18 protein-coding genes are annotated in these 21,245 nt (G+C 66.6%); 6 read left to right on the top strand and 12 right to left on the bottom strand.

Annotation, left to right across the window (positions count from 1 at the left end):
* Positions 1–55: 55 nt before the first annotated feature.
* The 3 genes from QOL82_RS05020 to QOL82_RS05010 form a co-directional block, all read right to left on the bottom strand.
* Positions 56–1,132, bottom strand: coding sequence for a class I SAM-dependent methyltransferase (locus QOL82_RS05020; protein WP_283441149.1), 1,077 nt, complete (start codon positions 1,130–1,132; stop codon positions 56–58).
* Between the two features lie 204 nt (positions 1,133–1,336).
* The gene (gene mnmH / locus QOL82_RS05015; RefSeq protein ID WP_283441148.1) at positions 1,337–2,422 is read right to left on the bottom strand and encodes a tRNA 2-selenouridine(34) synthase MnmH; all 1,086 of its coding nucleotides are present in this window, start codon (positions 2,420–2,422) and stop codon (positions 1,337–1,339) included.
* Positions 2,423–2,437: 15 nt separating this feature from the next.
* A complete protein-coding gene (locus tag QOL82_RS05010) occupies positions 2,438–3,064 on the bottom strand; it encodes an arylesterase (RefSeq protein ID WP_283441147.1) in 627 nt (208 codons plus the stop codon).
* A gap of 26 nt (positions 3,065–3,090) precedes the next feature.
* Here QOL82_RS05010 and QOL82_RS05005 point away from each other — a divergent pair, with 26 nt between their 5' ends.
* The gene (locus QOL82_RS05005) at positions 3,091–3,804 is read left to right on the top strand and encodes an ABC transporter ATP-binding protein (protein WP_283441146.1); all 714 of its coding nucleotides are present in this window, start codon (positions 3,091–3,093) and stop codon (positions 3,802–3,804) included.
* Here the strand turns inward: QOL82_RS05005 and QOL82_RS05000 are convergent.
* The 4 genes from QOL82_RS05000 to QOL82_RS04985 all read right to left on the bottom strand — a co-directional run bounded on the left by QOL82_RS05000 (position 3,770) and on the right by QOL82_RS04985 (position 8,862).
* Positions 3,770–5,269, bottom strand: a complete 1,500-nt coding sequence (locus QOL82_RS05000) for an NAD(P)H-hydrate dehydratase (RefSeq protein WP_430438435.1) — start codon at positions 5,267–5,269, stop codon at positions 3,770–3,772. The genes QOL82_RS05005 and QOL82_RS05000 overlap by 35 nt on opposite strands.
* A complete protein-coding gene (locus QOL82_RS04995; protein WP_283441144.1) occupies positions 5,266–6,372 on the bottom strand; it encodes an NAD(P)/FAD-dependent oxidoreductase in 1,107 nt (368 codons plus the stop codon). The genes QOL82_RS05000 and QOL82_RS04995 overlap by 4 nt, the downstream gene beginning before the upstream one ends.
* On the bottom strand, positions 6,365–7,609 hold the full coding sequence (locus tag QOL82_RS04990) for a D-amino acid dehydrogenase (protein ID WP_283441143.1): 1,245 nt from the start codon (positions 7,607–7,609) through the stop codon (positions 6,365–6,367). The genes QOL82_RS04995 and QOL82_RS04990 overlap by 8 nt, the downstream gene beginning before the upstream one ends.
* 437 nt (positions 7,610–8,046) lie before the next feature.
* Complete coding sequence (locus QOL82_RS04985; protein WP_283441142.1) at positions 8,047–8,862, bottom strand: YiaD family glycine zipper/OmpA-like lipoprotein; 816 nt, start codon at positions 8,860–8,862, stop codon at positions 8,047–8,049.
* A gap of 198 nt (positions 8,863–9,060) precedes the next feature.
* On the opposite strand from QOL82_RS04985, the gene QOL82_RS04980 reads away from it, so the two are divergent.
* Complete coding sequence (locus tag QOL82_RS04980) at positions 9,061–9,765, top strand: Crp/Fnr family transcriptional regulator (RefSeq protein ID WP_283441141.1); 705 nt, start codon at positions 9,061–9,063, stop codon at positions 9,763–9,765.
* 31 nt (positions 9,766–9,796) lie between these two features.
* On the opposite strand, the gene QOL82_RS04975 is transcribed toward QOL82_RS04980, so the two are convergent.
* Positions 9,797–10,009 (bottom strand): glycine zipper 2TM domain-containing protein, encoded by a 213-nt coding sequence (locus QOL82_RS04975; protein WP_283441140.1) that lies wholly within the window; start codon positions 10,007–10,009, stop codon positions 9,797–9,799.
* A 496-nt stretch (positions 10,010–10,505) separates the two neighbouring features.
* Between QOL82_RS04975 and QOL82_RS04970 the strand changes: the two genes are divergently transcribed.
* Both QOL82_RS04970 and QOL82_RS04965 read left to right on the top strand, forming a co-directional pair.
* On the top strand, positions 10,506–10,835 hold the full coding sequence (locus QOL82_RS04970) for a BON domain-containing protein (RefSeq protein ID WP_283441139.1): 330 nt from the start codon (positions 10,506–10,508) through the stop codon (positions 10,833–10,835).
* A gap of 98 nt (positions 10,836–10,933) precedes the next feature.
* Positions 10,934–12,136, top strand: coding sequence for an AI-2E family transporter (locus QOL82_RS04965; protein WP_346772282.1), 1,203 nt, complete (start codon positions 10,934–10,936; stop codon positions 12,134–12,136).
* A 70-nt stretch (positions 12,137–12,206) separates the two neighbouring features.
* Here QOL82_RS04965 and QOL82_RS04960 read toward each other — a convergent pair whose 3' ends face one another.
* Positions 12,207–15,557: a PAS domain S-box protein gene (locus tag QOL82_RS04960; protein ID WP_283441138.1), complete on the bottom strand. Its 3,351-nt coding sequence runs from the start codon at positions 15,555–15,557 to the stop codon at positions 12,207–12,209.
* A gap of 282 nt (positions 15,558–15,839) precedes the next feature.
* On the opposite strand from QOL82_RS04960, the gene QOL82_RS04955 reads away from it, so the two are divergent.
* The gene (locus QOL82_RS04955) at positions 15,840–16,694 is read left to right on the top strand and encodes a DUF4142 domain-containing protein (RefSeq protein ID WP_283441137.1); all 855 of its coding nucleotides are present in this window, start codon (positions 15,840–15,842) and stop codon (positions 16,692–16,694) included.
* A 144-nt stretch (positions 16,695–16,838) separates the two neighbouring features.
* A complete protein-coding gene (locus tag QOL82_RS04950; RefSeq protein WP_283441136.1) occupies positions 16,839–17,042 on the top strand; it encodes a hypothetical protein in 204 nt (67 codons plus the stop codon).
* A 15-nt stretch (positions 17,043–17,057) separates the two neighbouring features.
* Here the strand turns inward: QOL82_RS04950 and QOL82_RS04945 are convergent, their stop codons facing one another.
* The 3 genes from QOL82_RS04945 to QOL82_RS04935 form a co-directional block, all read right to left on the bottom strand.
* Complete coding sequence (locus QOL82_RS04945) at positions 17,058–19,319, bottom strand: hypothetical protein (RefSeq protein WP_283441135.1); 2,262 nt, start codon at positions 19,317–19,319, stop codon at positions 17,058–17,060.
* Between the two features lie 145 nt (positions 19,320–19,464).
* Positions 19,465–20,031, bottom strand: a complete 567-nt coding sequence (locus QOL82_RS04940) for a hypothetical protein (RefSeq protein ID WP_283441134.1) — start codon at positions 20,029–20,031, stop codon at positions 19,465–19,467.
* Between the two features lie 35 nt (positions 20,032–20,066).
* A complete protein-coding gene (locus QOL82_RS04935; RefSeq protein WP_283441133.1) occupies positions 20,067–20,669 on the bottom strand; it encodes a hemerythrin domain-containing protein in 603 nt (200 codons plus the stop codon).
* Positions 20,670–21,245: the final 576 nt, after the last annotated feature.

Raw genomic sequence — 21,245 nt, 5'->3', positions numbered from 1 at the left:
CGCAGGCTTTCCCTGGATGCCCTATTCAGGGACCTGCGCCAGCCGGGTCCAGGCGCTATTGGCACGGGTTTCTGCGCACGACGTAGAGCACGTGCCAGTCCGGCACGATTTCCTGGTCGAAGCCCAGGTGCTCCAGCACCTCGGGTTCGTCGAAACCGGATTCCATCAAGCGCCGTCTCCATCCCTCGGCAGTCTCGAACGTGCCGGGCACCGGGATGTCGGCATCATTGAACAGCCGGTTATAAGTAAAGTCGATCAGGAAAGTACGTCCAAGGTCCAGCCGCGCTTCTTCTTCCGTGCCGCCGGTTGGCACCGTCTCGATCACGACCAGCTTGCCGCCGGGCCTGAGCAGTCGATGCACTTCATCCAGGCACTGCTGATTGTGTTGTTCGTGATGAAACACATTGGTCACGATCACACAGTCGAAGCTGCCGTCGTCGAAAGGCGCACGCCGGCCGTCGAACTGGATGATGCCATCGCCGTAGGGCCGGACGTCAATGCCGATCGTGTGCGGCGACACCTTGCTGCGCACCTCGGCGGTGACGACGCCGCTGCCGGCCCCGAAGTCGAGTATGCGCTTGCCGCGCATGTCGCGCAGGTGCGGTTCGATCTGGCTGTAGATAAGCTGTCCGCGACCGGCCAGCCTGGGGCCGATGGCATCGATGAAGCTGGCGTTCGTCGCAGGGTCGACGATGGTGTACCGCAATGTTTCGTGGAGATGCTTTTCAATCAGGTGGAGTGGACGGTCGTCGACCAGGTTCGTCAGGATGAACGAGCATAGTGCCGGCGCCCGCGCCTCCTCCAGCCCGATGTAATTCAGCATGCGATTGAGCGCCGGCACATAGTTGTCGAAGGTGATCCTGTCATCGAGCGAGGACCGGATCCTCTGCTGCATCGCCGCATGCGCCGGGTTGACCGGCAGTTGCGTGAGCGGCTTGCGCACGGCGCGTATGGCGGTGAAGTCCGGAAGCAGGGCCGTCGCCCCAGGCTGGCCCGGTACGCTGGCGAAAGACCGGGCTGTAGCGGGACGGCGGGTCGCCAGGCGGGGAATACGGCTGCCGGCCGGAGCCAGCCCGGCTGGCGGCGCCGGTGTTTTTCCATGGTTTGCGCGTATCGAAATGGAACGGAGCATGGCGGCTTGCCTTTCGTGGATGAACATCGATGCGATAAGGTCAGGACTGCGCACGCAGGTCCTGCATTACCGGGTCGGTCCCACGACAGGAGCCGACCCCGCCAGGCACCGCGCGATGCGCAGTCCCATGTTCCCACGCCAGCCTTTGTATTCACGCCAACGCCACGACGTATCGATGACGCGCGGCCCTCGGCGAATCAAAGTTCAGTCAGCGCCTATTTTTGTGGCAGATTCCGCCTCAAGCAGCCGCTTCGCCGCGTCGTCGAACGCCTCCGCCGACACGCCAGTGATTTTCAGCGTCGCTGCCTGCGCAAACCGGCTGAAATTCCGTTCGATCGACTTCAGGTAGGCCGGGTCGTAATGTTCGGCCAGCAACTCCTCGACCAACGCCTCCATTTCACCGCGCAGCGCCATCTGCTGCCAGCGGCTGATCGTCTCCTTCCCGTACCGCACGGTCAGGCAGTCCAGCTGCGCATTCAGCGCGGACGGCGCGTCGACGAAGTGCGCATAGTCTTCCATCAGCAGCGCCACCCGGTCATGCTGCGACAGCTGGACCGACACGCATTCCGACGCCCGCATGCGGTCCATCAATGCGTCCGGCACCCGCAGGTTGCCGACCTTCTTGCTTTCCGATTCGATATAGACAGGCCGGGCCGGGTCGAAATGCCGCATTTCCTGCCACAGCCGGCTCTCGAACATCTTCTGGCTCGGCTGCGGCTCGCTCGGCAGGTGGCCCAGCACCGAGCCGCGGTGCGCAGCCAGCTGTTCGAGGTCCAGCACCTGCGCCCCGTGGCGGGCCAGGGTCTGCAGCAGGCGGCTCTTGCCGCTGCCGGTCGTGCCGCAGACGACGATGAACTCCAGCCGTGCCGGCAGTTCGGCCAGCACCAGGTTGACCTGCCGCCGGTATTCCTTGTAGCCGCCGTCGAGCTGGATGGCGGGCCAGCCGATGCGCGCCAGCACGTGGGCCATCGCGCCGCTGCGGTTCCCGCCGCGCCAGCAATAGATCAGCGGTTTCCAGTCGCGCGGCTTGTCCAGCAGCGCGCTCTCGATATGCCGGCCGATATTGCGCGACACCAGCGCCGCGCCGCGCTTCTTCGCGTCGAACGGGCTGACCTGCTTGTACAGCGTGCCGATTTCGGCGCGCTCGGCGTCGTCCAGCACCGGGCAGTTGATGGCGCCCGGGATATGGTCCTCGGCGAACTCGGACGGGCTGCGCACGTCGATGATGCTGTCGTAGTCATCCAGGCTGGGCAGCACGTCGGCGATGGGCAGCAATGCGGGGTACTTCATGATGTCTTTTCTACCTTACCTGGCGAGCAGTGGTTGCAGCTTGGGCCAGACCGCGTCCAGCAGCAGAGGCTGGGCTTCGGCGGTCGGATGCAGGCGGTCGCCCTGGAACAGGTCGGGCCGCTCCAGCAGCGGCGCGAGGAAGAAGGGCACCAGCGGCAGCTGGTGCTCCTTCGCCAGCTTGGGGAACAGACCGGCGAACCGGGTCGCATACTCGCCGCCGTAGTTCGGCGGGATCTGCATGCCGACCAGCAGCACGGTGGTGCCGACCTTCTTCGCGGACTCGATGATGGCCCGCAGGTTGCCTTCGGTCGACGCGACCGGCAGGCCGCGCAGCGCGTCGTTGGCGCCGAGTTCGAGCACCAGCACGTCGGGCTTGTGCCGCTCCAGCAGCGGCTGCAGGCGGGCGCGTCCGCCGCTGGTCGTGTCGCCGCTGATGCTGGCATTGACCACCCTGACGTCGAGCCTGTCGGCCTTCAGGCGCTTCTCCAGCAGCGGCACCCAGCCGCTGCCGCGCGCGAGGCCATACTCGGCCGACAGGCTATCGCCCAGCACGAGCAGGGTTTTTGATGCAGAATGGGCGCTCGCCGTCGCGCCCAGCATGCATATGACAAGCACAAGAGCGCGCCATGTTTTGACCAACATCGGATTTCCTTTCAGATTATTCCCGCATGCCAGCACCGAATAGCGCCAACATCGCAATAGAAGTGTCCCGCCTCAGCAAGCGGGTCGCCGACGCTGCCGGCGAACTCACGATTTTGAAGGACGTCAATTTTACCGTGCAAGCAGGAGGCACGCTTGCGATCGTCGGCGCTTCCGGCTCGGGCAAGACCACCTTGCTGGGCCTGCTCGCGGGCCTCGATACGCCGTCGGAAGGCACCGTGGTGCTCAACGGCGTCGATATCTACGGGCTGGACGAGGATGGGCGCGCCAGGCTGCGCATGGCCGAACTCGGCTTCGTGTTCCAGTCCTTCCAGCTGCTGTCTCACCTGACCGCACTGGAGAACGTGATGCTGCCGCTCGAACTGCGCGGCGACCGCGACGCCAAACCGCGCGCGGAAGCGATGCTGGGCCGGGTCGGGCTGTCCAGCCGGCTCAGGCATTACCCGAAGTTCATGTCGGGCGGCGAACAGCAGCGGGTTGCGCTGGCCCGCGCCTTCGTCAGCGAGCCGCCGCTGCTGTTCGCCGACGAGCCGACCGGCAGCCTGGATGCGGCAACCGGCGACGCGGTGATCGACCTGATGTTCGAACTCAACCGCGAGCGCGGCTCGACGCTGGTGCTGGTGACGCATGACGATGCGATCGCGGCGCTCTGCGAGCGCACCATCACGATCGCCGCCGGCCGGCTGGTCAACAACCGGATCGTGAGCGTATCAACCGGTTGAGGCAGCTGCGGATTGCCGTCGGCAATTCGCTGGCGACCATGCCGACCGGTCCCACCCCCTGTTCCACCAGCAGGTCGGCCGCCGCGCCATGCAGCCAGACCGCGCCCAGCAGCGCTTCCCACGGCGGCCAGTGCTGCGCCAGCAGCGCGCCGCAGAGGCCCGCCAGCACGTCGCCGGTGCCGGCGGTGGCCAGCGCCGGGTTGCCGGTCGCGTTGATCGCCGCCAGGCCGTCCGGCCGCGCCATCACGCTGCCGGCGCCCTTGAGCACCACCATCGCGTTGAAAGCGGCCGCGATGCGCCGGGCCGCTTCCAGCCTGTCCGCCTGCACGTCGGCCGCGCTGCAGCCGAGCAGCCGCGCGGCTTCCAGCGGGTGCGGCGTCATGATGGCCGCCGCCTTGCGGCCGGCCAGCGCCGACCGCAAGCCATCGTCGGCCGCGAGCATGTTGAGCGCGTCGGCATCCAGCACCAGGGGCGCGGCGCTGGCGAGCGCCTGCGCCAGGAATACGCGGGCTTCGTCGCCGGCGCCCATGCCGGGACCGGCGACGACCGCGGCCCGCTGCAGGTCGAGGTCGGCCGCGCGGCGGCACATGATTTCCGGGTGCGGCGGGTCGTACGATGGCGGCGTGTCGATGAAGCCGGCGTAGACCCGGCCCGCGCCCGCCAGCGCCGCGCTGCGCGCTGCCAGGATGGCTGCGCCGGCCATCGAATGCGCGCCGCCAAGGATCGCGCAGTCGCCGAAGCTGCCCTTGTGCGAATTTTCAGCCCGCGGCGCCAGGCGCCCGGCGAACAGCTCGGGGCCGGACAGGCACGCGGACGGGGGCGGATAAAGGCTCGCATCGACGCCCAGCGTGGCGACTTCGACCAGGCCCGCATGGTCGCAACCGTCGGCGGTATGCAGGCCGGGCTTGTCGGCGATGAAGGTGACGGTATGGCTGGCGCGCACCGCGACGCCGCCGGGGCCGACGACGGCGCCGGTGTCTGCGTCCAGCCCGCTGGGCACGTCCAGCGCCAGCACCGGGCAGCGCACCCCGTTCAGCGCCGTGACCAGCGCGGCGAGTTCGCCGCCGAGCGGTCGCGCCAGGCCGATGCCGAACAGGCCGTCTATCGCCAGGTCCCAGCCCGCCCCGATGTCGGCCTGCCGGAACACGGCCGGGCTGGCCTGGGCGCGCTGCAGCGCCGCGGCCGCGTCGGCCGGGAGCGATGCCGCGTTGCCGGCGAAATGGATGCTTACCTGGCAGCCGCCATAGGCCAGCAACGCCGCGGTTTCAAGCGCGTCGCCGCCATTGTTGCCCGGCCCGGCCAGCACCAGCACCCTGCCGCCCGACGGCAGCAGCCGGTTGGCCAGCGCAACCGCGGCCGCGCCGGCGCGGCGCATCAGTGCGCCCTGCGGCGTGGCGGCCAGCGCCGCCTGCTCGATCGCGCGGACCTGCCGGACCGAATAAAGCCCGTGCAGCGCCGTCATCATGCACTCCGCAGCAGCGCCGTCACGTGGTCGGCGATGGCCAGCGATGCGGTCAGGCCGGGCGACTCGATGCCGTACAGGCCGAGATAGTGTGGGCTGCCGTGGGAAGCGAACAGGAAGTCGGCGGCGGGCGCGCCCGGCGGGCTGATTTTCGGCCGGATGCCGGCATAGGCCGATTGCAGCGCATGGTCCGGCAGCGCCGGCCAGTACGCGCGGATCTCGGCATAGAAGCGGTCGGCGCGCCTCGGGTCGACCAGGTAGTCGATCTGCTCGCCCTCCAGCCATTCGACATCCGGCCCGAAGCGCGCCTGGCCGCCGAGGTCCAGCGTCAGGTGCACGCCCAGGCCGCCGGGTTCGGGCACCGGGTAGACCAGACGCGAGAACGGCGCCCGGCCCGACAGCGAATAGTAGTTTCCCTTGGCGAACCAGGTCCGCGGAATGCTCGCCGCATCCAGCCCGCCGATCGCGCCGGAAATATGCGACGCCCACAGTCCGGCGCAGTTGACGACCGTGCGGGCGTGCAGCGGATACGGCTCGGCCTCGTCGCCGACCTGCAGCACGATGCCGTCGTCCACCGCGGTGCCGGACAGCACCTTCGTGTTGAAGGCGAACACTGCGCCGTCGCGTTCGGCATCGCCCTGAAGCGACAGCATGTAGCCGTGGCTGTCGATGATGCCCGTCATCGGCGAGTGCAGCGCCGCGGTGCAGCACAGCGACGGCTCCATCGCCTGCGCATCGGCGGCGGCGATCATCGCGACCTCGCTGCAGCCATTGGCCGCGGCCTGAGCGGCGATGGCCGCGAGCCTGTCATGCTGCGCGCTGCCGGTCGCCACCACCAGCTTGCCGCAGCGCTGGTGGGCGACGCCGCGTTCGGCGCAGTAGTCGTACAGCGCGTCGCGGCCTGAAAGGCAAAGCGACGCCTTCAGGCTGCCGCTGGCGTAATACAGCCCGGCGTGGATCACTTCGCTGTTGCGCGAGCTGGTTTCCATGCCGATGTCCGGGTGGGCGTCCAGCACCAGCACGTCCCGTCCCGCCTGCGCCAGCCGGCGCGCCACGGCCAGGCCGACCACGCCGGCGCCTATTACGATGCAATCTGTCTTATCCATAACGTGAAAGTGTCAGTCCATCAATGTCGATATCGGTCTCGCGCCCGCCGATCAGGTCGGCAATGAGCTTGCCGCTGCCCGCCGCCATCCCCCAGCCCGACGCGCCATGGCCGATGTTGATATACACGTTCGGCCGGTTGGTCGGCCCCACCAGCGGCACGCCGTCCGGCAGCATCGGCCAGACGCCGCTCCAGAATGTCGATGCATTGTAGTTGGCCGCCTCGGGGAACCAGTCCTCGCCGACCTTGACCAGCGTGCGCAGCGCGGTCTCGCGCAGTTCCGGCGCCGGGAAGCCCAGTTCGGCGGTGCCGGCGACCCGGATGCGGGTACCCAGCCGGCTGACCGACACCTTGTAGGTCTCGTCGGACAGCGACGCCAGCGGCGACTGGTCGAAGTCGCGGATCGGCACCGAGGCAGAATAGGCCTTGACCGGGTACAGCGGCAGCCGCAGGCCGAGCTTTCGCAGCAGCGGCAGGCTGTCGTAGCCGGCGGCGATCACCACCGCGTCCGCATCGAAGCGCTGCTGGCCGATGCGCATGCCGACGCCGCGGCCTTCGGCCACGACCTCGTCGACCGCGCTGTCGAAGTGGAATACCACGCCCATGTCCTGCGCGATCATCCGCAGCTGGCGGGTAAACAGCGGACAGTTGCCGGCCTCGTCGCCGGGAATGTGCAGCACCGAATTGAGCGGCGTATGGTAGGCCAGCGCCGGTTCGATGGCGCGGGCGTCGTCCGGGCTGATCAGCCGGTGCGCGACGCCGCTCTCGGCCAGCAGCGCCATCAGCGGCTGCGCCATCGCCAACTCGCCCTGGCTGCGGAACAGCTGCAGCAGGCCGCTGGTCTGCTCGTAGTCGAGCGCATAATGTTCGCGCAGCGCGGCCATCAGCCCGTTGCTGTAGAGGGCCAGGCGCTGCATCCGCATCTTGTTGACGCGGAAGCGCTCAAGGTCGCATTCGGACAGCCAGCGCCGCATCCAGCGCCATAGCGTCGGACTCATGCCTGGTTTCAGCACGGCCGGCGACTCCGGCTTGAACAGGTAGGAGAGCAGCTTCTGCGGCATGCCGGGCGCAGCCCACGGGGCCGCATGCCCGGGCGCCATCAGGCCGGCGTTGCCGAAGCTGGTTTCGAGCGCGACATTGCTGTAGCGCTCCAGGACCACTGTCTGGTGTCCTGCTGCCGCCAGGAAAAATGCGGTACAGACGCCGGCCACGCCGCCGCCGACGACGGCTATCTGCATCGCTTGCGGTTCCTGGCGCAGGTACAGGGAGGGAAGGGTGAGCGTTGCCGCATGCGGGGCAGCGCTTCTTTTCTTGTTGCGTCGTATCGTTGCATGCGGGGCCGGCGGCTTCGTGAGTGTGCATAGAGTAGCCGCAATCAGGCGCAAGCACAATTCGGGCGTCGGGACGGGCCGGTGAGGCAGCGTACTGCGGGGCGTCGCGGCGGGCCGGGCATGACCTGGCCGGCTGGCCGGCTACATCGGGCGCAGCGATTTCCGGCAGGTCGGGTCCGTACTGGCTTGTCGTGCCGGCAGGGACGCCAGCGCCATCATGCGCCGTGTTCTTCCTGCGGGAAAGCAGGTGGCCGTCGGGCGCAATGCGTGGGCTGAAGAGGCGGGGAAACCGGGGATAAGCGATGGCGGCCGGCGCGGTGCGCGGCCGCCATCGGGGCAGGGTATCAGCGCGGTTGCTGGTACTGCGGCTGCTGGTACTGCGGCTGCTGGTACTGAGGCTGCTGGTACTGCGGTTGCTGATATTGCGGTTGCTGGTATTGCGGCTGCTGATACTGCGGTTGCTGATACTGCGGTTGCTGAGGCTGCTGGTACTGCGGCGCCTGTGCCTGTGCCTGCGGCTCGGCGACGTAGATCTCGACGCGGCGGTTGCGTGCGCGGCCCGTGTCATTGTCGTTCGACGCGACCGGCTCGCGTTCGCCGCGGCCTTCGATAAAGACGCGCTGCTGCGGCACGCCGCGGCTGGCGAGATAGCTGCGGGCGCTGGCGGCGCGGTCGATCGACAACTGGTTGTTCAGGGCAGTGCCGCCGGTGCTGTCGGTATGGCCGATGATGGTGACCTGGGCTGTCGGGTTCTCCACCAGCCCGCTGGCGAAGCGGTCCAGGATGGGCCGGAAGTTGCCCTTGATGTCCGCGCGGCCGGTATCGAACGAGATATCGCTCGGGATGTCCAGCTTGAGCCGGTTGTCCTGTGTCTGCGTGACCTGCACGCCGGTGCCGCGGGTCGCCTGCTCCATCGTTCGGCGCTGGTTCTCCATGCGCGAGGACCATACGTTGCCGATGACCGCGCCGGCTGCGCCGCCCAGCAGTGCGCCGGTGGTCGAGCGGGTTCCGCCGCCGCCGCCGGTCGCGCCGCCAAGCACCGCGCCGAGGCCTGCGCCTATGCCTGCGCCGGTGGCAGTGCCGCGTTGGGTCGGTGTCATGTCGGCGCAGCCGGTAACGCCGATGACGGCGGCAAGCATCGCGATAGAAAGTTTCTTCATTTGGTGGTCCTTTTCATAAAACTGGATATGCGCAGCGTGGCGCCGTGCGGAATGCATTCTGGGCCATTTGTCCTCCGGACACTGTTCGATGGCGTACATACGGTTGCCCGGGGCAAGGTTACGCTAACGAACATTGCGATAGATGACATTGCGTCGAATCAGCGATCCGCACACCGTCCCACTTACCACGAATGCAAGATGAGCGCACCCCAACCCGCTTTCGCCGGCAACGTCCTGCTGTCCGCCCTGCCGGCAAAGGCCATGCAGTCGCTGCTCAAGAGCAGCATGCTGGAGCCGGTCGACCTGGTGCTCGGCGAGGTGCTGCACGAGCCGGGCGCGCCGATCCGTCACGTCTACTTTCCGGAGCGCTGCGTGATCTCTCTGCTGGCGGCGGCGGACAGCCGCATGTCGCTCGAAGTCGGCCTGGTGGGCAGTGAAGGCATGGCGGGAATTGCCGTGGCGATGGGAAGCGCGGTGTCGCCGGTGCGCGCGCTGGTGCAGCGTAATGGCCGCGCGATGCGGCTGCGCGAGAGCCGCTTCCGGCTTCTCCTCGACGAGAGCGAGCCGCTGAAGCAGGCCGTCTCGCATTACGCGCACGGCCTGCTGGTGCAGGCGACGCAGGCGGCGTTCTGCAGTCATTACCATCTGCTTGAATCGCGCCTCGCGCGCTCGCTGCTGATGACGCGCGACCTGGTGCAGTCGAATGCGCTGCACCTGACCCATGAATTCCTGGCGCATGCGCTGGGCGTGCGCAGGGTCGGCATCACCAAGGCCGCGACCAGCCTGCAGCAGAAGGGACTGATCAGCTACAGCCGCGGCGACATCAAGATTCTCGATATCGCCGGGCTGCAGGGCGCGGCCTGCTCCTGCTACGAGGCCGCGAGGGTGCTGGCCGGTTCCTAGCAGGGCAGGGTGGCTGCGCTGGACTGGCGGCCTACTTGACCTGGTTGCCGATCAGGCCGCCTGCGGCTGCGCCGCCCACGGTGCCCAGCGTGCTTCCATTGGTCAGCACCGATCCGGCCACGCCGCCGACGCCCGCGCCGATCGCGGTGTTGCGGGTCTGGGTCGACATGCCCGAGCAGCCGGACAAGCCCAGCACTGCGCCGAGGAAGATGATGCCTGCGGTGGATTGCCTGATTTTTTTCATGATGATCTCCTGATGGGCGGTCGGGTTGGGGAAAAGCGCTGCATGGCCTTCTGGCACGCGTCGCCATTGCCAAGCGTAGGCATCGTCCGCCATGCTGTCTGTGCGTTTCCGTACCTAAAGCCTGCCGCGACAACAGGCGCGATACGGAAGTTGCATGGCAATCCGTGGCAATTACCCCCACAGAGGGGCCGCGCTGGATAAACCCGTCATTCAATGTACGTTAGCGTACAGAAACGGGCCGTCAATTGCGCGACACTACATGCAATTCCAGTGCAGTCGCCCACAGCGGTTGCCGGAATGAAGGGAACGTAATCACAAGTCTTACTACGGCGCGCTGCGGAGCAGTGCGGCACGCCGGCCAGTGACGCGACCATGGGCCAGCAGCTTGCTGGCGCTTGCGCGGCACGGCGAGTAAAGGGAGATCCGCCGTGGCGGATGACCGATGAATGCCTTCGAAGGAAGGCGAGCAGAGCAATATCACAATAAGGAAATCATCATGACTATCACCAAACAAATCGCAGCCGCAGTCTTCGCTTCCTCCATCCTGGTCCTGACCGGCTGCACCACCTCGGGCCCGCTGGCCAAGAGCGAAAAAACCGAGACGCCAAAGCAGTACGTCGGCGACAGCGTCGTCACCGGCAAGGTCAAGGCCGCACTGGTCGCTGACCCGGTCCTGAAGGCGCGCGAGATCAATGTCGAGACCTACCAGGGCACCGTGCAGCTGAGCGGTTTCGTCGCTACCCGCGAAGAAGCAGCCAAGGCCGGCACCGTTGCACGCTCGATCGAAGGCGTTACCTCGGTCAAGAACGACATCCGCCTGAAGTAATCGGCTCCGGCCCGGGCCGACCGGTTCACCTGCCCGGCGGGTAGGAAGAGCGGTCGGCCCCGTCACATAATGCGGTCGCGCCAGCGCGAAAGAATACGATGAACAAACCAGTCGAAGCTGCCGCGCAGGCGCCCACCGCCACCAGCAATCCGAACCCGGACATCCTCACGGTCGAACGGCCTGGCGTCGAGCCGGCGCTGATGCTCAATCCACGCGTTGCGGTCGATGCACGCGGCATGGCGCTTTGCGTCGTCGCGGCGGTCGCTTTCCTGTACGCGCTGCAGTGGTCCCAGAAATTCCTGATCCCGGTCGTTTTCGGCATCCTCATTTCCTATACGCTCAATCCGGTCGTGCGCTGGCTTGAGCGTATCCGCATTCCGCGCGTCGTCGGCACCACGCTGGTCATGCTGGTCCTGACGCTGGGCGCGGCGGCAGCCGGCAATACGCTGCGCGCGCAGTTCCAGTCCATCCTCGAAGGCCTGCCCGAGGCGGCCCAAAAGATTTCAACCGCGGTAGCCCGCGCCCAGCAGGGCAAGAAGTCGGCGCTGCAGCAGATGCAGGAGGCCGCTTCCGAGATCGAGAAGGCAACCAGCCAGGCGGCCGGCGCGCGCCAGTCGCGCGGCGCTCCCGCTCCCGCGGCCGATGCGCCCAAGCTGCGCATCAGCGAGCTGGTGAACGCGGGCCTGCTGGGCGCGGTCGGTTTCATCGGGCAGACCACGATGGTGCTGTTCCTGGTGTTCTTCCTGCTGCTTTCCGGCGACACCTTCAAGCGCAAGCTGGTCAAGCTGACCGGGCCGAAGCTGAGCCAGAAAAAGATCACCGTGCAGATACTCGACGACATCAACACATCGATCCAGAACTACATGTTCATGCTGCTGGTCACCAACCTGATGCTGGCGGCGATGATGTGGATCGCGCTGCGCTGGATCGGCCTGGAAAATGCCGGCGCATGGGGCGCCGCCGCCGGCTTCCTGCACCTGATTCCGTATTTCGGCCCGCTTCTGATCACGATCTCGACCGGCGTCACCGCCTTCCTCCAGTTCGGCAATGCGTCGACCGCCTTCCTGGTCGCCGGCATCTCGCTGGGCGTGGCCACCGTGGTCGGCACCTTCGTCACCACCTGGATGACCGGGCGCATCGCCAAGATGAACCCCGCCGCCGTCTTCATCGGGCTGCTGTTCTGGGGATGGCTGTGGGGTATCTGGGGCCTGCTGCTGGGCGTGCCCATCATCGTGGTGATGAAGGTCATCGCGGAGCACATCGAAGGCCTGCAGTCGGTCGCGGAACTGCTGGGCGAATAAACGCCTGCCTGGCGCCTGCCAAAGCGCCTGAAATGCCGATGGAGCGCCGTTGTGCGCCGCCGGTCTTCCGTTAAAGGCTTCCGAGCGACTTCAGCTTGTCCAGCGTCACCGGCTTGACCCAGTGCGCATCGAAACCCGCGGCGCTGGCCTGCTCCCTGTCCTTGTCCTGGCCCCAGCCGGTCAGGGCGATCAGCCGTATCGCCGGCCCGGCGGCGGCGCGGATGCGGCGCGCCGCCTCGTAGCCGTCGATGCCTGGCAGCCCGATGTCGAGCAGCACCGCGTCGGGCATCATGCCGACCGCGGCGCTGACCGCGTTCAGGCCGTCATGCACGACTTCCACTTCATTTCCCAGCAGGACCAGCAGCTCGGCCACCGTCGAGGCGGCGTCCACGTTGTCATCGACCACCAGGATGCGTCGCCGCTGCGCCGTGCCGGCGACTGCGCTCGCCGCGGCCGGCAGCGGCGGCGGCGCGTCAGGCGCCGGGGTGCGCGGCAGGTACACGGTGAACTCGCTGCCGTGGCCGCTGCCTGCGCTATATGCGTGGACCCGGCCGCCGTGCAGGTGCACCAGCCCTTCGACCAGCGACAGGCCGATGCCCAGTCCGCCCTGGCTGCGTTCGACCGGGTGCGTCACCTGGGTGAACACGGTAAAGATATCCTTCAGCATCGGCGCGGCAATGCCGACGCCATTGTCGCGGACGCGCACCACGTATTCGGTCGGCTCTGCCGTCATGGTGACCTGGATGCGGCCGCCGCGGTTGGTGTATTTCGCGGCATTGTTGAGCAGGTTGGAGAAGACCTGCGCAAGCCGCAGTGGATCCGCGTCGAGCGGCGCTTCGCCTGGCCCGAAGCAGAGTTCCAGCGTGTGCTGCGCCGCCTCGATGTGCGGGCGGCTGGTCTCGATGGCGCTGTGCAGCACCGCGACGAGGTCGGCCGGCTCCCGCTTCAGTTCTATCTTGCCGGTGTTGATGCGGGACACGTCCAGCAGGTCATTGACCAGGCGCGACAGCTGCCCGACCTGGCGTTCGATCAGGTCCAGCGGCTGGCGGTCGGCGGCCGCGCCCGGCGCCGCCTGCCGCAGCCGCAGCAGGTGCAGCATGTTGCTGATCGGCGCCAGCGGATTGCGCAGCTCATGCGCCAGGGTTGCCAGGAACACGTCCTTGGCCCGGTCCGAGCGCTGCAGGGCCTGGTAGAGGCTGGCGTTTTCCATCGCGGTGGCGGCGCGCCGCGCGAGGTCGCCGGCGAGCGCCAGGTCCTGTTCGCCATAGATCCGGCCCGACTCGGCGCTGATGAAAGTGATCACGCCGAGCGCCTTGCCCTGGGTCACCAGCGGCACGCCCAGGTAGGACCGCAGCCCCAGCCTGCGCAGCGCCTCCAGCCGCTCCGGCTCCCAGCTGCCCTTGCTCAGCACGTTGTCGCGCATGTCGCCGATGACCTCGGCCCGCCCGGTGCGCAGCACGTTCCATATCCCGTGCGGCATGTCCGGGTCGGGCGGCAGCTGCCGGTGCAGGCTGGCGGCGATACTCGCCTTTTCGGGGTTCGCGTGCGCTACCGCCACCCGTTCCAGCTCGCCGTCGTCGCGCAGCAGGTCCACCACGCACCAGTCGGCGAACGTGGGCACCGCCAGGCGCGCCAGGCGCTGGAAGGTGGGCTGGATGTCGGTCATGGTCGCGAACTCGGCGCTGGCCTGGGCCAGGAAGCGCAGGTCCTGTTCGATCCGCTTGCGCTGCGTGATGTCCATCGACACGCCGGACAGCTGCGCATGCCCGCCGTCGCTGTCATGCAGGATGCGGGCGCGCGATTCCAGCCAGCGCACCTGGTCGCCGCCGCGGACGATGCGGTACTCGACCCGCAGGTCGCCTTCGCCGCGCAATGCCTGCTTCATGGCCCGGCATGCCAGCGCGCGGTCTTCCGGATGCACGCATTTCAGGTAGCCGCGCAATGTGCGCGCCGCGGCGCTCCGTTCCGGCGTCAAACCGTGCAGCGCGTCCATGCCGTACAGCCAGGCGCTGCGCGCCGCGCCGACATCCCACTGCCATGCGGCCATCTCGCCGGCGTCGAGCGCCAGCCGCAGCCGCATCTCGCTGGCCATCAGCAGTTGTTCGGCCTGCCGTTTCTCGTTGGTCACGTCGCGGCCGCTGCCATAGACGAGGCCGTCTTCCGGCGCGGCGGTCCAGGCGAACCAGCGCCAGCTGCCGTCGGCGGCGCGGGTGCGCGCCTCGAACTGCATCGACTCGCGGCGGCCGGCGCGCGCCAGCGCTTCGAGCGCCGCATCGACATCGTCGGGATGCAGCAGCGTATGGAAGCGGCGCCCGGTCAGCTCCGCCGCCTCCACGCCGAGGAGCCGGGTCCAGGCCGGGTTCAGCGCCAGCAGGTTGCCGCTTCCTCCCAGCACCATCAGCAGGTCGGGCGCATTGCGCCAGATCCGGTCGCGCTCCCGGGTGCGCTGCGCGACCTCGTTTTCCAGCGACTCGTTGAGCCTTTGCAGCTGCACATGGGCGAGCTTGTCGCTGGTGTTGTCGCGCATGACCCGGAAGAAGCCGACCGGCTCGCCGGCATCGCCGCGCATCGCCGTGGTTTCGCTGGCGACCCAGATGCGGCTGCCGTCCCGCCGCAGGTGCCAGCGCTGGGACGACGCATGGCCAAGCTGCAGGACCTGCTGCAATTCCTGGGCGGGAAGCGCGCCGGCGACGTCTTCTGGCGTGAAGATCAGCTCGATGTGCCGGCCCCTTGCCTCGGCCTCGGTCCAGCCGAACACCCGTTGCGCGCCTTCGCTCCACAAGTTGATGCGGCCCGAAAGGTCTGCGCCGGCGACGGCGAAGTCCGGCGCCGCATGATCATGGCTGACTCCGGGCGCCTGCCCGTGCCCGCTGCTGTCGCCAAGGTGGCGCTCGATGGCCTGCGCGACGCGACCGGCCGCGCGTTCCAGCGCGTCGATCTCGGGCTGCGTCGGGCCGCGCGCTTCCGCCTGATAGCTGGCGAAGATCCCGAGCACCGCGCCGTCGCTGCCCATGACCGGCATGGCCCAGCAAGCGCGCAGGCCATGCGCCAGCGCCAGCGGACCGTGGGCGCGCCAGAGCAGGTCGGCGGCGATGTCGCAGGTATAGACCGGCTGTGCGCTGTGGGCGGCTGCGCCGGGGGAGCCGGCCATCGGCCCGATCTCGACGTTGCCGGTGGCATCGAGGTAGGACGCGGGCAAGCGGCGGGATGCGCCCGGCACCAGGCGGTGGCCTGCACGGTCCAGCAACTGGATGCAGGCGCAGGCCTGCTCGCCCGCTTCGGCCTCGTAGCCTTCGACGATCTGGTCCAGCAGCGCGGCCAGCGTTGCCAGGGCCGCGTTCCCATTGGATGGCAGGCGTTCGTCGGTGGTCGACCTTGCGGCCGGTGGAGGTGGCAGGCTGGGAGATGCGCCAGGGGTCATAGGCAGGTCAGATTTCCGGCTCGGACCGGAACAAGTTTTTATAAGGCAACAAAGGGCGGTTATCGGACTTGATGATAGCGCAGTGCGGCGGGTAACGTCCTGAACCCGGTAATTTTTACAAATTTCAACAGTGCTTTGGGTAAAAGTATTGCCTTCATGAAAGCGCTCATGCATTCCTACGGCGATTACAGAACTCCTCCTATGGTTGGATCATGTCGCTCTGACCACAATGGGTCCACTAGTGCAGCGGGCATACCGTTGCCGACACATCAGGAGAAAATCATGAACAAGCAACTGATACTGAAACGTATGGCCGCCTGCGCAACGCTGGCGATGATGTTTGGCGGCGCGATTGCGCAGAACGCGACTGGCGCGGCCACCACCGGCTCGATGTCGGGGAACAGCGCCACGGCTGCCAGCACCACCACGGCATCGGGTTCGGCGGCCAAGGTCGCTTCCGCCGACCAGAAGATGATGCGCGATATCGCACACGCAAACCTGTCCGAGATCGCAGCCGGCAAGATGGCGCTGGAAAAGTCGCAGAGCGATGACGTGAAAACCTTCGCCCAGAAAATGATCGACGATCACACCAAGGCGCAGCAGGAACTGCAGACGCTGGCCGACAGCAAGGGCGTGAAACTGCCGACCGAGCCTGACGCCAAGCACAAGGCCCTTTCCAAGGTCATGTCCGCGCTCAAGGGCGATACCTTCGACAAGCGCTATCTGAAGCAGGGCGGCCTGAACGACCATGAGAACACCCACAAGCTGCTGGTGCGCGTGCAGGACAAGGCAAAGGACGCCGACCTGAAAGCCTACGCGGCCAAGACCATCACGGCCGTTGACCAGCACCTGACGATGGCCCAGGAGACCGCAGCGAAGCACGGCATGGGCAGCAAGAAGGGCAACATGACCGGCGCGGCAACCGATAACGGCGCCATGGGCGCCCGCAGCGGCGCGATGAGCAGCAGCGGCGGCAACAGCGGTGGCGCGGCCAGTTCCGGCGTGTCGGGCGCGTCGGGCACGACGGGCGGCACCGGCGCAGGCGCGATGGGCAACGGCGGCAGCGCCGCTGGCGCAGGCGCGATGGGAACGCCGGGTGCATCGACCGGTGGAACCACCGGCGGCGCGGCACGCTAATCGGCAAGCGCCGGCGGGCGTCGGCATCCGTCGACGCAGCCGGCATACGGCTTCCGGAAAGGGCGATGGCATCCGTTTGCGGAGGTCGTCGCCCGGCCTTGCTTGACAAGGTTTTCAGCCGTAGTCGCACAACTGGAGAACATCATGGCAGACACACCTGACACCACTAGCCCGGCGGCCCCCCATTACGATCCGACCGACGCAAGCGGGAACAACAAGGAGCGGGCACAGCCCAGCACCACCATTACCCCCGAGGACGATCCCGACCCGGCGCGCAAGCAGCGGGCCAAGGAAGTCCTGGAAGGCTTCGAGGGCGAAGCCGTGAGGACGCAGCCCGACGGTTTCTGACGCAGGGCCGAGGCGTCAGGCCTTGCCTGACGGGCCCAGCACTTCCGGCGCCTTGATCGGCGCCAGGCCCGGATAACGGTAGATATGGTCGGCCTCGCGTTTCTTCTCCGGGTCGCCGGCCGCGGCCACCCGTGCCGTCACCGAGCCCAGGCGCGCATCGAGCTTGGAAATGGCGGCGGCCAGCTTGGGATGCGGAATCTCGGGGAAATAGTCGCGGCGGATGTAGACATACTGCGCGATGGCATGTATCGACACATCGCGGTCGTTGATGGGCTTGCCCTTGTCGTCGGTGAACATGTCCTCGTTCTTGTTGCCGTATAGCGCATGGTAGTGCGCCATGCTGTCCGGGAACACGCCGTCTTTTGGAAACACGATGGCGACATTGACCGTTCCGTTCGTATCCGCGTGCAGGCCGAGCGCGAACTGGTCCATGTTGCGAAGCTGCAGAAGAAGCACATCCCGCACATGGCCCCCGCGGGACATCAGCGCGGCCCAGAATCCGGTTTGCTTCATCAGCTGCAGCACATGACCCATGTAATAGCCGAGGCCGCCTCCCTGGCCGATCCACATGCTCCCATTGCCGCTATGGTTGATCATCGGCTGCCCTATATTGCGCAGACCCTTGAAGTACGGATCGTCTTTCTTCTCCAGCACTTGCGGTACGTACACGTCCTTGTAGATCTGCTCGAGGTGGCGGATAAAACTGTTCTCGATGTCTTCCCGGGCCAGTCCCAGCGGATGCCGGGAAGCCAGTTTCCAGGCCAGCGTGTAGTGTATCCAGCGCCATGCCTGAGAACGGACCATGTAATCGTCCCTGATCCCGTTGGCCGGGTCGCCTGTCATCATCATTTGATTGGCAGTGTCGAAGCGGCAGCCGATGGCATGTATCGGACTATTGAGCAACAGCGCGATCCACCCGGCGTTGCAATAGGAGTGGAGTGCATCCCTGGCCCAGCCGTGCGCCCAGATGTTTCCATTGCGATCGTGATTGGCTTCGGTGGTGCCGTCGCGCTGGCTGCCATTGATCCGCACGCTGCGCGGGCCGATCGAGCCGCCGCCGTAGTAATTTCCGACGAGTCCCCACGGGTTGAGCATGACGTCGCGGCTGGTCATCAGGTGCATGGACTTCACGTCCCTTACCCAATGGTTGCCATGATTGAAGTAGGCCATGGCCCAGCCGTCCAGCCAGTCGCGGTGCGGCACATTGTCCTGCAGCCGCCGCCCGCTGGGCTGGGACGCCCATAGCGCGACAACCGAGGGTATTACGCAGCGATCGAAGCGCGGGCCGCCGGGCGCGGTGTACCAGTTGTGCGTCGAATACGAGCCGGGCTCGTAATCCCATCCCTCGATGAAGGCTGCGCCAAAAGCCGAGCCGCCGTTGCGGTTGAATTCCACGTAATTGATATACGGGTCGCGGACCGGCGGGCCATAGCCCTTCCTCGGCAGGGGCCAGCGCGGCGCGGCATAGATATTGGCCAGGCCGTTCATCGAGTTTCGTCCGTAGCCTCCCGTGATCGGCGGTTCGCAGGAAAGCACCGAGTAATGTCCCTTGGCGCTGGACGGCCGCAAGCCATCGGCCGTCAGGCCGGGGAAGTAGAGGTTTTTCCTCGACGATGCGCGCGGTCGCGTGTTCTGCCACGGCAGCATCATGAACACCGACAATTTCGGCCGGAGCGGTTGCGTCGCCGAAGCCCACTGGTGCAGCGACGGGTCATTGATGGGCAGGCCATCCTGCATCTGGAAGGTATGCAGCACCTTGCCTCCTGCATTCTTCATCACGACCTTGAAGGGCTTGGGAAAGGTGGTATGGATTTTCGGATCGAACGTGTCGCTGGCCGGATAGCTGGTCCAGCTTCCGCGGTGCGCGAACGCCCCGAGCACCTGGTAAAGCGGCTCCTTTCCCGCCTCGGTATTGCGCTTGTCCGCAGCGAACATCGTGAAGCCGACTTCGATGTCGCCCAGCATCACCGACTGGGTGGACTGGTAGACGGCAATGCTGCCATTCTCGGCGGCCATGTCGGCGTCTTCGTAGGCGAAGTCGTCGATCCGCTTGTCCAGCTTGATCGTCCCTTCCAGTAGCGGCTTTTCCGGGTTGGTCCAGTCCCAGACTTCGAACGTGTCAGGGGCGTCCGCGGTCAGCGCGGGCGCGGGGCCGGAAGAGGAGGGACGGGGAGGCTTGCTCTCCTTGCTGGCAGGCTTGTCTGCCGCATGCGCATTTCCAAGCGCCGCGAGACTGGTCAGCGCGGCGCCGCCGATAAGAAATTTCCTGCGTTGCAATATGAATCCTTCGGGTATGGGGTGATGCCAGGGCCGGGCCTGGCAGGACGAATGTCATCGGGCAGGGCCTGGCATGCGCTGGTATCGCGACTAGTTCAGCCGCACCGGCGCATGCCCGCCCCGCCCGGGCATGGAGCAACGCGGTTTAACCGCCGCCTATGCCTTCGGTGACGATGCCCGTCCCGCGGCAGTTCGGACAGGCGCCGCCGCTGGCATTCTTGCCGCTGCCGGCGCAGACCGGGCAGACATCGTCGCCAGTGCCCACCGTGCCAGGGGCGGCCTCGTCGCCGGGACTCAAATCCTGGCCCGCGTTGACCCGAACGGGGCTGGGCGCGCCGCCATGCTGCGCGCCGCCGGTCGCGGCCGGTTGATCCATCCCGTCCTGTCCCGACGGCTTGACGTCCTCGGGCTGTATTCCCGCGGGCAGGCCGATGTCGTCGATGCCAACCAGCTCAGTCGTTCTCGCGCTTTGCAGGTCGGACGGTGCAGCCTTGTCATTGCCGGAGCCTGGTCCGGCACTGGCCCGAGGCGCGCTGGCGCTGGCATCCGCCATCGCGGATGGGTCCAGCTTTCCCTGCTGCAGCCCTGCGACATCCTCCGGCTGGATGCCGGAAGGCAGGCCGATATCGTCCACGCCAACCAGCTCGGTAGTGCGGGCGCCATGCGGGCCGGCCGCCTCCTCGAGCCGCTTCTCTTCTCCGTCAGTTGCCATGTTTTTCTCCTCGGTCGTTACGGCGCGGGCCGACGTCAGTCGTTGCCGCGCGTATGGTTGCCGTTGCGTTTCAACAGGTAGGTGCCTGCCATCAGCGCGCCTGCCGCCAGCATCATCGAGCTTTTCGGCATGCCCTTGAGCATGTTGCCGGCGATCTCGCCGCCGCGCGGCGCAGCCAGCTCCAGCCGGCGCTTGAGCATCTTTGCGCCCAGGTCCCCCAGGCGGTCCGGCATCAGGCGTTCCGCTTCCGGCAGCAGGATGGTTTCCTCGTCCGCGACATGGTGCATCACGTCGCGCATCAGCTCGAACAGGGTGTCGTCGTAACCCGCCTCGGTCGGCTGCATGCCGCGCAGCCTGGCGATCAGGCGCTTCATCTCGTTGTGCTCCGGCACGGCTTTCTGGATCGCCGGGTTGCTGCTGTCCAGCGCCTTCAGCGCCGGATAGAAAATTTCTTCCTCCAGCTGCGCATGGATTTCCAGGGCCAGGCAGATGGTGTTGGCCAGGCCCTGGCGGGTGCGCGGGCTGCTGTCGATCTCGTACTGATGGAAAGTCGCCATCACGTGGGTGTGATCCATGCGGATCATGTTTGTGGCGGTCGGCGAGACTTTGCCGGCAAAGGAAGGGAGGTTCAGGTTCATGGTGTCGGTTCCAGGTAAATGGTTGAAATAAATACAATATGAGGATTTTGACAAGCAGCGTGGGCGTTATATCCGGCTACTTCGGCTTGCTTTGCGTCTCCACAACATGCGCGTTATGACAGTTGCAACGACAGGTCGGCAGACGGCGTCGCGACGGCCGGGCTGCAAGCGGCGACGGTTTCCGGTGCGGGATGCGGAGACAGCCGGACCAAGTGGCTTGGCGAGGGAGGTCGCAGCCTGTCTGGCTCCAGTCTTGCACCGGGAGGGAGATGCCTGGACGACGCGCTTGCCGTAATGGGGATCGAACAGGCCGCAAAGCGGCGACGCGCATTGGCCGTAGCGGTACGCACACGCTTGCCGCCGGCAGCGCGCTGATAAAGCCTGACCCGGCAGGTCGAGCACGGCGCAATTGGCAAGCCAGCCCTGACGAGCCGCAAGCCGGATGCTCGGTTCGCATTGGCCACCTTCTACCAATCCCGATTCATGCCGTACCGGGTGAGATCGATGGTTCCAATTCGTAGGATGTAATAACCGAAGGGCAATTCCACCATCGCCTGTTCACAAGGAATGTTGTAA

The organism is Noviherbaspirillum suwonense (genome assembly GCF_900182955.1).
Taxonomy (GTDB): domain Bacteria; phylum Pseudomonadota; class Gammaproteobacteria; order Burkholderiales; family Burkholderiaceae_D; genus Noviherbaspirillum_A; species Noviherbaspirillum_A suwonense.
This window is presented reverse-complemented; position numbering and strand designations above follow the sequence as displayed.